14 protein-coding genes are annotated in these 13,775 nt (G+C 41.1%); 5 read left to right on the top strand and 9 right to left on the bottom strand.

Annotation, left to right across the window (positions count from 1 at the left end; genetic code table 11):
• Positions 1-90: 90 nt before the first annotated feature.
• The gene (locus NIE32_RS00485; RefSeq protein WP_253051913.1) at positions 91-1,068 is read right to left on the bottom strand and encodes an alpha-ketoacid dehydrogenase subunit beta; all 978 of its coding nucleotides are present in this window, start codon (positions 1,066-1,068) and stop codon (positions 91-93) included.
• Positions 1,065-2,156 (bottom strand): pyruvate dehydrogenase (acetyl-transferring) E1 component subunit alpha, encoded by a 1,092-nt coding sequence (gene pdhA / locus NIE32_RS00480; protein ID WP_253051911.1) that lies wholly within the window; start codon positions 2,154-2,156, stop codon positions 1,065-1,067. Before pdhA ends, NIE32_RS00485 begins: the two co-directional genes overlap by 4 nt.
• 392 nt (positions 2,157-2,548) lie before the next feature.
• Here pdhA and def point away from each other — a divergent pair, with 392 nt between their 5' ends.
• Positions 2,549-3,106: a peptide deformylase gene (gene def, locus NIE32_RS00475; protein WP_253051909.1), complete on the top strand. Its 558-nt coding sequence runs from the start codon at positions 2,549-2,551 to the stop codon at positions 3,104-3,106.
• A gap of 78 nt (positions 3,107-3,184) precedes the next feature.
• Here def and NIE32_RS00470 read toward each other — a convergent pair whose 3' ends face one another.
• On the bottom strand, positions 3,185-3,973 hold the full coding sequence (locus tag NIE32_RS00470) for a Cof-type HAD-IIB family hydrolase (RefSeq protein ID WP_253051907.1): 789 nt from the start codon (positions 3,971-3,973) through the stop codon (positions 3,185-3,187).
• A gap of 298 nt (positions 3,974-4,271) precedes the next feature.
• On the opposite strand from NIE32_RS00470, the gene NIE32_RS00465 reads away from it, so the two are divergent.
• The gene (locus tag NIE32_RS00465; RefSeq protein ID WP_253051905.1) at positions 4,272-4,481 is read left to right on the top strand and encodes a DNA-dependent RNA polymerase subunit epsilon; all 210 of its coding nucleotides are present in this window, start codon (positions 4,272-4,274) and stop codon (positions 4,479-4,481) included.
• A gap of 4 nt (positions 4,482-4,485) precedes the next feature.
• The gene (gene rnjA, locus NIE32_RS00460; protein ID WP_253051903.1) at positions 4,486-6,192 is read left to right on the top strand and encodes a ribonuclease J1; all 1,707 of its coding nucleotides are present in this window, start codon (positions 4,486-4,488) and stop codon (positions 6,190-6,192) included.
• An 88-nt stretch (positions 6,193-6,280) separates the two neighbouring features.
• Here the strand turns inward: rnjA and NIE32_RS00455 are convergent, their stop codons facing one another.
• Positions 6,281-7,288: a cytochrome d ubiquinol oxidase subunit II gene (locus NIE32_RS00455; protein ID WP_253051901.1), complete on the bottom strand. Its 1,008-nt coding sequence runs from the start codon at positions 7,286-7,288 to the stop codon at positions 6,281-6,283.
• 444 nt (positions 7,289-7,732) lie between these two features.
• On the opposite strand from NIE32_RS00455, the gene NIE32_RS00450 reads away from it, so the two are divergent.
• Complete coding sequence (locus NIE32_RS00450; RefSeq protein ID WP_253051899.1) at positions 7,733-8,020, top strand: hypothetical protein; 288 nt, start codon at positions 7,733-7,735, stop codon at positions 8,018-8,020.
• A 386-nt stretch (positions 8,021-8,406) separates the two neighbouring features.
• Here NIE32_RS00450 and NIE32_RS00445 read toward each other — a convergent pair whose 3' ends face one another.
• The 4 genes from NIE32_RS00445 to ccpC form a co-directional block, all read right to left on the bottom strand.
• Positions 8,407-8,955: a peroxiredoxin gene (locus NIE32_RS00445; RefSeq protein ID WP_253051897.1), complete on the bottom strand. Its 549-nt coding sequence runs from the start codon at positions 8,953-8,955 to the stop codon at positions 8,407-8,409.
• Positions 8,956-9,437: 482 nt separating this feature from the next.
• Positions 9,438-10,547, bottom strand: a complete 1,110-nt coding sequence (locus tag NIE32_RS00440) for an N-acetyldiaminopimelate deacetylase (RefSeq protein WP_253051895.1) — start codon at positions 10,545-10,547, stop codon at positions 9,438-9,440.
• A gap of 41 nt (positions 10,548-10,588) precedes the next feature.
• On the bottom strand, positions 10,589-11,290 hold the full coding sequence (dapD, locus tag NIE32_RS00435) for a 2,3,4,5-tetrahydropyridine-2,6-dicarboxylate N-acetyltransferase (protein WP_253052297.1): 702 nt from the start codon (positions 11,288-11,290) through the stop codon (positions 10,589-10,591).
• A 56-nt stretch (positions 11,291-11,346) separates the two neighbouring features.
• A complete protein-coding gene (ccpC, locus tag NIE32_RS00430; protein ID WP_253051893.1) occupies positions 11,347-12,216 on the bottom strand; it encodes a transcriptional regulator CcpC in 870 nt (289 codons plus the stop codon).
• Positions 12,217-12,363: 147 nt separating this feature from the next.
• Here ccpC and NIE32_RS00425 point away from each other — a divergent pair, with 147 nt between their 5' ends.
• Positions 12,364-12,576: an aspartyl-phosphate phosphatase Spo0E family protein gene (locus NIE32_RS00425; RefSeq protein WP_253051891.1), complete on the top strand. Its 213-nt coding sequence runs from the start codon at positions 12,364-12,366 to the stop codon at positions 12,574-12,576.
• A gap of 128 nt (positions 12,577-12,704) precedes the next feature.
• Here the strand turns inward: NIE32_RS00425 and NIE32_RS00420 are convergent, their stop codons facing one another.
• The gene (locus tag NIE32_RS00420; protein ID WP_253051889.1) at positions 12,705-13,712 is read right to left on the bottom strand and encodes an inorganic phosphate transporter; all 1,008 of its coding nucleotides are present in this window, start codon (positions 13,710-13,712) and stop codon (positions 12,705-12,707) included.
• Positions 13,713-13,775 lie beyond the last annotated feature (63 nt).

Below are 13,775 nucleotides of genomic sequence, written 5' to 3'. Positions count from 1 at the left end.
GCGTTCACTCTCCTTCACTTCATCAACATCCATCAATTTTGATAAGCACGATTTTTACTGGATCAGAAAACTAAGTAACAAATTTTTCTCTTAAAAAGTTATCGTCTCTTTTACTTTTGAAATAATGTCCTTTTCATTCGGCAGCCAGACATCCTCTGCAGCAGCGAATGGGAAAACACTATCAGGTGCTGTAACTCTGCCTACTGGGGCATCAAGAGACAATAAAGCACGATCATTGATTTCTGCAATAATAGTCGAGGCAATGCCTGCTTGTTTCTGAGCTTCTTGAACGACAATCGCTCGATTCGTTTTCTTTACAGATTCAGCAATCGTATCGACATCAAGAGGACTGATTGTGCGTAGATCTATGACTTCACAATCAATGCCCTCTTTCTTTAATTGGTCCGCAGCCTTCAGAGCAGTTCGCACCATTGCACCATAGGTAATGATCGAAATATCGGTGCCTTCTCGAGCTACATTGGCTTTGCCAATTTCAATGGTGTACGCATTCTCTGGCACTTCTTCTCTAAAAGATCGATACAATTTCATATGTTCTAGAAAGATAACAGGATCATTGTCACGAATTGCAGAAATCAGCAATCCTTTTGCATCATATGGATTTGAAGGGATGACTACTTTTAACCCGGGACATTGGGCAAATAGACCCTCGAGATTGTCCGCATGAAGTTCAGGTGTTTTTACACCTCCGCCAAATGGCGAACGGATGGTGACCGGTGCATGATAAGCACCTCCGGATCGATACCTTAATCTGGCGAGTTGTGAGGCAACACTATCCATCGCTTCAAATACAAAGCCAAAAAACTGAATTTCCATTACCGGTCTGAAATTCTGCAATGCCAAACCTAGGGCGAGTCCTCCAATTCCTGATTCTGCTAAAGGCGTGTCAAATACACGTTCCTCGCCAAATTCATCAAAAAGTCCTTCTGTTGCGCGGAATACGCCTCCATTTTTCGCAACGTCTTCACCAAAGACCAAGACATTCTCATCATGACGAAGTTCTGTTCGCATCGCATCAGTGATCGCCTGAATCATTGTCATTTGTGTCAATGCTGATCACCTTCCCGTTCTCTGTAAGCAGCCAACTGCTCTTCAACGTTCTTTGTCGGTGCTTCATACATAAAGCTGAGTAAATCTGTTACTTTTTGTTTAGGAACTCCATCCGCCTGCTTTAAGGCTTTTGCGACATCTTCTTTTGCCTTTTCAGAGGCCTGTTCCTCATCATCTTTGGTCCATAGGCCAAGCTGTTCCAAGTAATAACGGAAACGAATCAATGGATCTCTTTTCTCCCATTCACCCGTTAACTCTTCGGTCCGATACCGCGTCGGATCATCTCCCGCCATCGTGTGCGGTCCATATCTATACGTCAACGTCTCAATTAATGTCGGTCCTTCCCCGGCAATTGCACGCTCACGGGCATTCTTAGCAGCGGCATACACAGCAAGCGGATCCATTCCATCGACTTGAATACCATGGATGCCCGCAGCCACCGCTTTCTGAGCTAATGATTGAGCTGCTGTTTGTTTTTCAACGGGCACAGATATTGCAAAGCGATTGTTTTGGCAAATAAAGACTGCCGGTGCTTTATAGATGCCTGCAAAGTTCATTGCTTCATAAAAGTCCCCTTGCGAAGTTGCTCCGTCGCCGAAATAGCAGAAGGCAATCTGCTTTTTGCCTCTCTTTTTCAAACCGAGAGCAACACCAGCAGTCTGAGTACACTGTGCACCGATAATGATTTGGGGCATTACAGCATTCAGCGTGTCAGGATACTGACCGCCTTCAAAATGTCCTCTTGAATAGAGAAATGCCTTATAGAGTGGCAGACCATGCCATACCAGCTGAGGTATATCTCTATAGGACGGAAGTAGCCAATCGCCTTTGTCCATTGCAAATTCACTTGCAACCATTGAAGCTTCCTGGCCGGCGACCGGCGCGTAAAAGCCAAGACGTCCTTGCCTATTCAATTTAAGTGCACGCTGATCCCATACCCTTGTATAGACCATGCGCCACATCAATTCTCTTAATTGATCATCAGTCATTTCAGGTTTACTTCGATCGTCAACGACATGCCCTTGTGTATCAAGGATACGTAGCGTTGAAAACGCATCCTCAATCTGCTCAGTATGATTTACAGGCAAGTCCCTCACCTCTTCCCATCAGTATTCATGTTTCCATGTTTCAACTAAAGTGATTTATTTCACTAAAGCGTTTTCAGTTAAATGAAACATCTCGCGGCAAGCCACTTTCTGAAAAGTTAAAAATCATTTCACCTATTGTTACGTTTATTCTCAAAAACCCCTTAGGAACAGGTAAAAACAGTCCTGACTATATACAGGATTTTTCCATTTTAGTTTATAATACTTCATTTAACTAAGTCAAACCAAAGGCTTTGGCTCATGATCAGCACAGCGAAAGACGAATCAGTGAGGTAAACATTTTGTACGTTTAATGATACACTAGAATTAGCAGAAAAAAGAAGCAGTCCATGGTGTGACTGTTGTACTGAATGGCAGAAGGAGTGGCTCTAATCATGATTACGATGGAAGATATAATTCGAGAAGGCAATCCAATACTTAGACAAGTTGCGCGTGAGGTGCCGCTGCCCGCTACAGAAGAAGAAAAAGATACATTGAAAAAGATGCTTGAATTTCTCAAAAATAGCCAGAACGAAGAGGTTGCAAAAAAATATGGTCTACGTGCAGGCATTGGAATTGCGGCACCTCAAATTGCCATCAGCAAGCGAATGATTGCATTATATTTGGACGATGAAAGTGGCAAACATTACGAATACATGCTGTTCAATCCGAAAATCATCAGTCATTCTGTTGAAAACACTTATCTTGAAGGCGGTGAAGGGTGTCTCTCAGTTGATCGAGAAGTTCCCGGGTATGTTCCTCGTCACGCAAGGGTTAAAGTAAAGGCATTTGATATTGACGGAACGCCATTAACTTTACGGCTTAAAGGTTATCCCGCCATTGCGATCCAGCATGAGATTGACCATTTGGACGGCATTTTGTTTTTTGATCATATTAATAAAGAAGATCCATTTAAGATTCCAGATCATATTGTTGAAAGTGATCTTTACTGATGACCCCATATAAATGTAAAAGAGCCGCAAAATCGTGGCTCTTTTTCTATGCACTGCTCCATAACATCAATACTTTTCTTACAATAACCCAATCTGTTGTAATCCATGATAAATACCATCTTTTTGAACAGATGTCGTAACAAGATCTGCTGATTTTTTTGCAGCTTCCACAGCATTGCCCATTGCAATTCCTGTTCCGACATAGGAGAGCATTTCCACATCATTATTTCCATCTCCGAATGCACAGGCGTCCTCAGGAGTAAAATTCAATATTTTCAACAGTTGTTTGATCCCTTCTGCTTTCGAACCATTATGTGGAATGACATCCACGCCGCATTCATGCCACCGTACATATCTTAATGTGTTAAGAGGCGTTTGTTCTAAGAATTCACGATTATCTTGCTCTGAATAGAAAAGCAGGCCTTGATAAACATCATGCTCTTTGTAAAAGTCAGGATCGGTTTCAGGAAAAGGCAAAGGCAACTTTAAGCTTTCAATGCCCATAATCGCCTCACGTGAAGCTGTTCTGTGCATTTTCATTGTCTCTTCATTAACAAAGGCAAGTGAAAAGCCTTGTTTCTCAGCGCCTGAAACCAACAATTTAAGCAACGGTTTCTGGATAGGATTGGTGTACACAGGGGCGTCTTCATGAACAACAAAAGAACCATTGATGCTTACAAAGGTATGAATAGTTAATTGCTGTCTCAGTTTACGGAACATGAATGGGGCACGACCCGTAGCAATTGCTGTAATCACACCTTTGCTCTGAAGCTTATGTATCGCTTCTGCCGTCGAATCCGGTACTGTTTTGTTCTGATCGTACAACGTATCATCGATATCAAAAAAAACAATCTTTGGTTTAGCCAATTTCTGAATCCCCCAGTCTGTAGATTGTGTAGCGATCACGCATCGTGCCAAAGCTGATCGTCTAAAAGCGCTCATAACCTTTTCATTATAGCAGTTTACACAGTTATATTCGTTATTACAGAATGATTTTTTGAGCATTGTCAAAGCTAAAGGTATCGATCAATATCATGTACAGATCACCACTTCATTCAAGATGATTTGCTGATTTCTTTAGGAAACAAAACTCGGACAGTGAAAAAGCTCGGCATTTCATATATAATGGTCTTTAGAATCAATTTTTTTGGAGGGAGCATGGATTATGATTTTTAAAGTATTGTATCAAGCTTCGAAAGACGAGGTTCCGGTTCGTGAACAAACGGAAACGCTTTATCTAGAAGCTACTGATGTACGCGATGTACGTAAAAAACTTTTAGACAGGCCCTATAATGTGGAATTTATTCAACCCCTAACCGGAAAATTTCTCGATTATGAAAAAAAGTCTGCCGAATTTAAACTGGAGAAGATATAACCCTATGAAATTTGTTAAAAACCATCAAACTGCCGTATTTTCCCTCGGCGGACTAGGCGAAATCGGCAAAAACACCTATGCTGTTCAGTTTCAAGATGAAATTATTGTCATTGATGCTGGAATAAAATTTCCGGAAGATGAGTTATTGGGAATTGATTACGTCATCCCGGATTACAGCTACCTGGTGAAAAACGCCGATAAAATTAAGGGCTTGTTCATTACTCACGGACACGAAGATCATATTGGCGGCGTTCCTTATTTACTGCGTGCAGTAAACATTCCCATTTACGCCGGCAAACTGGCAGCAGGCTTGATTCGTAATAAGCTTGATGAACACAATCTTCTAAGGCAAACCGTTATTCACGAAGTTACCGAAGATGATGTCATCAAGTTTCAAAAAACTTCGGTCAGTTTTTTCCGTACTACACACAGTATTCCTGACTCGTACGGAATTGTCGTCAAAACGCCTCAAGGAAATATTGTGGAAACAGGTGATTTCAAGTTCGATTTCACACCGGTTGGCGGTCAAATTGCCAATTTAACAAAAATGGCGGAAATCGGAAAGGAAGGCGTGCTTTGTCTGATGTCGGACAGCACCAATGCCGAAGTGCCTGGATTCACCATGACTGAACGTGAGGTTGGCGAAAATATCAAAGATATATTCCGGAAAGTAAATGGCCGGATAATCTTTGCGACCTTCGCTTCTAATATCCATCGTTTACAGCAAGTAGTCGATGCTGCAGTGGAAACAAACAGAAAAATAGCGGTTTTTGGTCGGAGCATGGAAGCATCGATCACCATTGGTGAGGAGCTCGGCTACATCAAAGCGCCAAAGGATACGTTCATTGACCATTCACAATTAAATCAACTACCCGATCAAGAAGTTACAATACTCTGCACGGGTAGCCAAGGTGAACCAATGGCCGCACTCTCTCGCATTGCCAACGGAACACATAGGCAGATCCAAGTACAACCTGGTGATACGGTCATTTTCTCCTCCTCACCAATTCCTGGAAATAAAGTGAGTATTAATCGGACAATCAATCAGCTCTATCGGGCCGGTGCCGATGTTATCCACGGAAAATTGAGCAACATTCATACCTCGGGACATGGTGGTCAAGAAGAAGAAAAGCTGATGTTACGCTTGCTTAAGCCGAAATTTTTCATGCCTATCCATGGTGAATATCGAATGCTCAAAAAACACGTCGAAACTGCACACGGCTGCGGGATCCCTTTTGATCATTCATTCATCATGAATATTGGTGATGTCTTAGCACTGGATCAAAATTCTGCAAGTGTTACAGGAAAAATACCATCAGGATCTGTATACATTGATGGGAGCGGCATTGGAGATATCGGTAATATCGTCCTTCGCGACCGTAAAATTTTGTCAGAAGAAGGATTAGTGATCGTCGTTGTAAGCGCCGATATTTCTGCACATAAAATTCTAGCCGGTCCCGATATCATTTCTCGTGGTTTTGTCTACATGCGGGAATCTGGAGATTTAATTAATGAAGCACAAAATCTCCTTGCAGCTCGGCTTCAGGAAGTCATTCAACGAGAAAAGTTGCAATGGTCTGAGATAAAAAGCGAGGTCACCGATCTATTGCAGCCGTTTCTTTATGAACGGACACGTCGTAGGCCAATGATTCTTCCGATTATTATGGAAGTTGATGAAAAAGCAAACAAACAGGTTGAAAGCAGCAATTAATCATTAAGAAAAGGCACAAGGAGACAATAATTATTGTTTCCCTGTGCCTTTTCTTTTTTCTGATTCTCAAAACAATACTTTATTGGAACTATTTATTTGCCTCATTCCGGATGGCCACTCGATTTCTGGATCTCAGAAACGCGGATAAAACAATTAGAGAAACAATCATGACACTGATAAAGAACCAACGGGAATTTGCCCACAAAGCTAAATGATGGTCCATCATAATATCCGGATAAATCAAAAATGGAAAATGAGACAATGTGTAACCAATCAACGCAAAAAAATATTGCAGCATAACAAGAATGAAAAAGCCTTTATATCTCCTCATAAAAACGAGCGAGACCGCGCCAAGAAGAGAAATAAGGGAGAGCATAAACATCCACGAAACATCAAGTGTACTCGTAAAATGTTGTGGATTCTGTCGTTCAAGTCCAAGAAATACAAGACCACTCGCAAGCACTGTCGGCATACTCCAAAACAAAGCAATATTACGAAAATGTTCAACGAGCGACTCATTTTTGCTGCGCATCCCAAAGTGAATGAGGTACATTGCACTTATATAAAAAATGCTCACAACGGCAATGATCATTACAGACCAAAAATAAAAATTCGATAATAAATGGACCACAAATGATCCTAAATGCCCGGTTCCGTAACCTGAAAATCCCCCTTCACTGATCACAAGAACAATGCTGAGTACAATGGGAACAAAAATCCCGGTGATCCCATTCCCCATGAAGAACAATTTTTTCAAACGATTTTCTTTTGGCAGCAAATCTGCTAAAGCCGCACATGTTCCTTTTAAAACCGTTAATGTAAGCGCAAGAACACCACAAAAGACCAATGGCATTTGGAAGTTAAGAATAATCTCCGGTGACAAACTCAGTACTGCCGTAAAGAGCAAAATGAAGCCAATATTCATAATTTCTGAAAGAGGTGACATCCAATAGAGTAATGGTGAAATGATTTGCTCACCAAGATTTCTTTGCTGACTGTAGAAAAGATAAAATGCTGTTCCGAAGTCAATGGATGCCGCAATCATATAGCAATAAATAATAACCCAAAGAATAATTAAGATCAATTGTTGCACCATTCTTTGCAACGCCCCAGTCTTTAACCATAATTCACAGATGAAATAGAGTACCATTATTTATTATACCAAAGTACTTAGAATCATCATCAATTAAGTGATTTCTGACTATGTGTCAAGCTTCTCCCGAATGCCTTCTTTAGAAGGACATTATTAACTACAAAGTATTATTTCTTCTAGAGGGTCTTAGCCAATTGAGGCGTTCATTGCTCGCTTGTCGCAGGTGTCCCTTCTAATTTTCCCATACATTCTGCGGGGCATCACAGACTTGTGATTACAGGAGTTCTCCCGCGTCTTGCACCATCACTTCCTAATTGTGTTCAGTGCTAACGGCCATCATTCAGTTTAGTTGTTAAGTGCCTCAGAAACGGACAGATCGAATTCTTTGATGCTCCCCAAGCCTTTTTGGCATAACATAACACAGAAACAATAGGAGAAGGGGATACCGTGGGCTCAAATAATATTGGTGAGAATGACTATAACTTTGCTGATCTTTTGCAATTAATCGGACAATGGTTAACGACAACAGGTGATACGTTCAGTCTTGTTGGGCAAATTATGGCGTTAGAAAAAGACAGAAATGATGCTATTCAAACGCAAATTGATAAACAACAAGAAGCATTACAAAAACAGCAATCCGATCAGCAAGTCCAACAACAAATTGCAAAGATGCAGGAACAAATCAATCACTTGCAAAATCAAATTGATAAAAAGGACTTGAATAAGTTGGATTAAAACAAAAATGATTTTGTGCACGCGCATTATAAAAGTCCCTATTAAGAAAAATTGGACATCGATTGCTTACATGCCGCGGGGGCACTGTGAGCCTCTCGAACAGACAAAAGTCTGCGGGATCTCACGGCTCCTGATCCCCGGCGTTTCACATCTTCAATGCATTATTTCGCAACAAAGGTTTAAGCTGTCTTTTTTTTTAAAAAAAATTGGCTTCGCCACGCCTCATGTAAAGGTAAAGGCGTTGTCCACCTATGCTAACTTTCGCTAATCTTTTTAAGATTTTATACTTTCTTAGTGTACAAAAGAGACGGAACGAACGATCGTCCCGCCTCCTGCTTAAGCAGCTGTTAACCGCTTCTTTCTTCTATTAAAGTAAGTTTGAAAGATCAAACATGTAATGTTTCGTCGCCTGGGTGCCAGTTTGCAGGGCAAAGTCCACCCGATTGGAGTGCCTGAAGCACACGAAGTGTTTCATCGACGTCACGGCCAATATTGTTGTCATTCACAACAGCATAACGCAGATCTCCTTCTGGGCTGATGATGAATAAGCCACGAAGTGCAACGCCTTCTTCAGGAATTAATACACCATACTTTTCTGCAACTTCTTGAGTGTGGTCAGCTGCAAGTCTGAAATTGATCTTGCCAATGCCGCCTTCTTTTCTAGAGGTCTTCATCCATGCTTGGTGTGTATAAATTGTGTCGCATGAACATCCGATAATATCTGCGCCAAGGTCAACGAATTCATCATAGCGATCGCTGAACGCAGTGATTTCTGTAGGACATACGAATGTGAAGTCCATTGGATAGAAGAAAAAGACCGTCCACTTTCCAGCCTTACTATTTTCTTCCAAATTGGCCTTACTAAAAGAACCATCTGCATTCACACAATCAAGATCGAACAATGGAGCCTTTGCACTAACAAGACGTTCTACCATATTGTAATAATACCTCCTGAAAAATGTACTTATTGCCTCACCTAATGAGGATATGTCATTATTATAGTATTGGATTATTTTTAAGTCAATATTAATTAATAATTAATGTAAATTAAATATAAACATAGATTAATAATGCTATTTGGTCAATGCATTAAAGTTCACAAATTATCATTTAGATAGTTTATTATCAAGTGTTTGATTCTAGCCCTCAAATTATTATCTTATTTTATCATAGCACGTTGTGCACTTTTCTCCCATTGAAACGCTTGCCTCACTTATTTTTCCCTAATCCATTCCATATCAGACGTTTACATTTCCCAAACTGCGCGGCGGATCTCTTATCTCGTGATCAATCGGAACGCTCCGCGGGCGTCTTGAATCTTGGTCGCATTTTTACGTTAAAAAAATTTAATCTGTCTTTTCTATTGAAAAAGCCGAAACGAATTTTCTCGTCCCGGCAACCCTAAGCATCCATTCTATTAAAGAATTTCTCTTAAATAAGTACTGACCACTTTTACACCTTGAGCCAATGCTGATTCATCTGGTTTAAAATCAGCCGAATGTAGGCTTGATGTTTCCCCAACCCCAAGCCAAAACATAAAGCCAGGCAATTCTTTAAGAAAATAACCGAAATCCTCGCCTGTCATTGCATCACCGCAAATAACATAAGGAAACCCATTACTTGCGCAGAATCTGATGAACGGATCTACATCTTCCTTGCGATTATATACTTGATAGTAATTGGCTCCATAATCTATTTTACTTTCACAATGATAAGCAAGTTCAATGGCTTTTGCATGGCATTCGATATCATTTTTGATCAAAGCCATGGTTTCTTGATTCAGCGTTCTGATTGTTCCTTCAACACGTGCATGCTCAGCAATAATATTCTGTTTCGTGCCGCCACTCATTTTTCCAATAGTGAGCACAGCAGCATTCAACGGATTGACACGCCTGGCGACGATCGTTTGAAGACCAACAACAAAATGACTAGCGGCAACAATCGTATCGTGTGTTAAATGCGGGTAAGCGGCATGTCCGCCTTTACCAAAGAAATCAATAAAAAGTTCTGAAGTATTTGCAAAGAGAATACCCTCTTTTGTCGCTACCGTACCTGCAGGAAAATCTGGAGAAACATGTAATCCGAAAATCAGGTCGGGCTTCCATGCTTGAAACTCGTCACTTTCCATGAGAGGCAGTGCCCCTCCAGGACCTTCTTCAGCAGGTTGAAAAATGAAAAGTGTATCATCCTTTACCGGATTGCTGACAACATTCTCCAATGCACCAAGTGCAATGGTCATATGAAAATCGTGACCACAAGCGTGCATCTTACCATCATGCTTTGATTGAAACGGATAGCCTGTGTTTTCTTTCACAGGTAAAGCATCGATATCGGTGCGATAACCGATCAATCGACTGGGGTTGGTACCTGCCACACGGACAAGCAAACCTGTTTTCCATTTTTTAACTTGCAACCGCTCTTGAGGTAACCGTCCGATTTGATCCAACAAAAAAGCCTGTGTCTCTACTTCTTCAAATCCAATTTCAGGAATTTGGTGCAGAGCACGTCTGACTGCAACATAATCCATGATAAGTCCCTTCCTGTTTCTACACGTAGTAATGCGCTCTATTAAAGCTGACGCAATTCCTGCATAATTTCAGTCTTGGAACGCGTTTTTTCATCGATTTTCTTGATAACACGTGCTGGAGCACCGACAACAACAGTGTATTCTGGAACATCTTTTGTGACGATTGCACCGGCAGCGACTACAGAACCCTTTCCAATACGTACGCCTTCAAGAACAACTGCATTGGCACCGACAAGAACGTCATCTTCAATAACAACCGGCTGTGCGGACGGCGGCTCAACCACGCCAGCCAATACTGCACCTGCGCCAATATGACAATTCTTCCCAACCGTTGCACGACCGCCAAGTACCGCATTCATGTCGATCATTGTCCCTTCACCGATCACAGCACCGATATTGATTACAGCACCCATCATGATCACAGCTTGTTTCCCAATTTCAACCTTCTCACGAATCAGAGCACCTGGTTCGATACGTGCTTCAATTCCTTTGAGATCGAGTAATGGAACTGCAGAATTTGAAGCATTGTTTTCAACAACGTAATCTTCAATTTTGTCCTTGTTTGCCGTAAGAACCGGTTCGATATCTTTCCAGTCGCCAAACAACGTGCCCATGCCCGCACTAATAAACGTTTTTACATTTTCGCCAAATGAAAGGTCGGCTAAATCACCTTTTATGTAAACTTTTACAGGCGTTTTTTTCACACTGTTTTGCAGAAAAGAAATTATTTCATACGCATCCATTTGTTCCAATACAAGCCCCTCCTGAAATTTCATTTCATAAGTAATATTAAAGGATTTTATGTGAAAAGTCTATGACGCACAAGGTCGATAAAAGCTCGAACTTGTTTCAATTTTAGCGCTTCCTTGTCATATAAAAGCCAATTTTCTCGAACAAGAGGTGCTCCCTGTTGATCAAGTAATGGAATACGATGGACACGATCTTGGTTGGTAAGACTAATCGATGGCAGTACCGCATAACCAATTCCATGCGTCACCATTTGTTTGCATGTCTCAATTTGATCCACCATTATTGTTCGGCTGGGCAGCCTAAGGTTTCGTGAACGCCACCAATTCTGAATTACTTGATCATAGGAGGAATCACTACGAAATTGTATATACGGACGCTCTTCAGTTTGCAAGTCGCGTAAATCTGTCATCTTCGAATCAACAAATTGCAGTGGATCCGAAAATAGGTGCAACTTCCCTCCAGCCCAGTTGGGGTTACCCCGAACAATAGCCGCATGGCATTCAGAGTGATACAACTGATCAAGAATGCCGCTTGACCAACCGGTTGTTAATGATATTTTAACTAATGGATAACTCTCGACAAATGCCTTCAATACATTCGGCAACCAATATTGTCCATTAACTGATGAAACCGCAAGTTGGAACGATCCATAAATCTCTGATTCATTTGCTTCAAGCTTTGCACGAAGCTCTGAAGCTCGTTCAAGAGTGTCTTGAGCAAATTTTTCAATTGCTTCGCCTTCAGCAGTCAATGTAACTCCCCGTTTTGAACGAACAAATAATTGAGTATTCCATTCTCTTTCTATCGTCATTAATCTTTGACTAAGCGCTGATTGGGATATAAACAATTTTTCCGAAGCTCTTCTCATACTGGCTTCGGCAGATAATACGGTGATTAACTCAAGATCTGAAAGTTTCATTCACGATCCTCCTGTTTAACAGTAACCCATGCCTTCAATCTGCAACCAACTCTCTCAATTGTATACGTTTGGTAGACAAAAAAAAGAGACATGCTATAATGTATTTAAAATAAATGTTGTCCTGCGCTAAGGAGGGACTTTTTCTTCATGTCTGATTTCCTACAGGTAGGTATATCTCAGGAAAGTAGTTCTATTTACTCTGAGGATATCGAACAAAAGAGACAGGAATTATTGATTACTGCGAAGCAACATGGAATATTTGCCGAAGAAACGCTGCGATGCAGTCAAGAACTCGACCTCATGATTATCGATATACAAGAAAAAAATTCGCCGATGCGTGCAACAATTCATTCCTTATAAGTTTAACTCAAATTTTATCCGGCTCACAGCCGGCACATTTTTACATTTTATTGAAAACGTTTTCTTACCCACCCAAACTAAAATTATTTAAAATCGGCTCAAAAAAAAAGCTCGCAAATGCGAGCCCCTCACAATACCCAATTCAATAATCGATAAACAATTGATGCAATCAGTGCCGTGCATGGCAATGTAATCACCCAGGTAATGACAATATTCAAGGCCATTCCCCAGTTAACCCCTTTCACACGTTCAGCAGATCCTACACCTAATATTGATGAAGTAATGACATGTGTCGTACTTACCGGGAAATGAATCGAAGTGAACCCAAAAATAATCGCAGCTGACGAAAGGTCGGCCGCAGCGCCGTTGATGGGTTGAATCTTCATAATTTTACTGCCAACAGTATGAATGATCCGCCAGCCGCCTAGCGAGGTCCCCATCGCCATAGCAAATCCGGCTGCAACACGCACCCACATAGGAATTTCAACATGGGTTAAATAATGTGATGCAACCAACGCCATGGTAATAATCCCCATTGTTTTTTGTGCATCATTTGTACCATGAGCAAAGGATTGTAATGCTGCTGTGAATATTTGAAGCAATCGAAACCGTCGATTTGTTTTTACAAGTGAGAAATTATGAAAAAGCAACGTAAAAAGTTTCATCACAATAAAGCCTACTGTAATCGCCGCAATTGGCGAAATAATCAGTGCTTCAAAAATTTCGATAAATCCTTTATAGTTCAATGCACCAAATCCAAGTGCTGAGATTCCCGCGCCAGCTAGTGATCCGATAATCGCATGGGAAGAGCTGCTCGGCACGCCCAAGAACCAAGTGGCAAGATTCCATATAATTGCACTAATCAGTGCCGACATGACAATGATTAATCCTGTAGTTTCATCCTTAATGGAAAAAGGGTCAATGACGCCTTTACTAATCGTTTGAGCAACACCCGTAAACAAAATTGCACCTAAGAAGTTCATCGTTCCCGCCAAAATAATCGCTGCACGCGGTCGAAGAGCACGCGTAGAAACCGAGGTGGCAATCGTGTTTGCGGTGTCATGAAAACCATTAATGAAATCGAACATAAACGCCAAAAATACGATCATCAGCGTCAACGCAAATAAACTTTCCATGATTTTATAACCCTTTCCGCAAATTAATGAGTGCGTAAAATACTAAGAACCTTAAAACGATTG

It is taken from the genome of Sporolactobacillus kofuensis, assembly GCF_024125425.1.
GTDB lineage: Bacteria > Bacillota > Bacilli > Bacillales > Sporolactobacillaceae > Sporolactobacillus > Sporolactobacillus kofuensis.
This window is presented reverse-complemented; position numbering and strand designations above follow the sequence as displayed.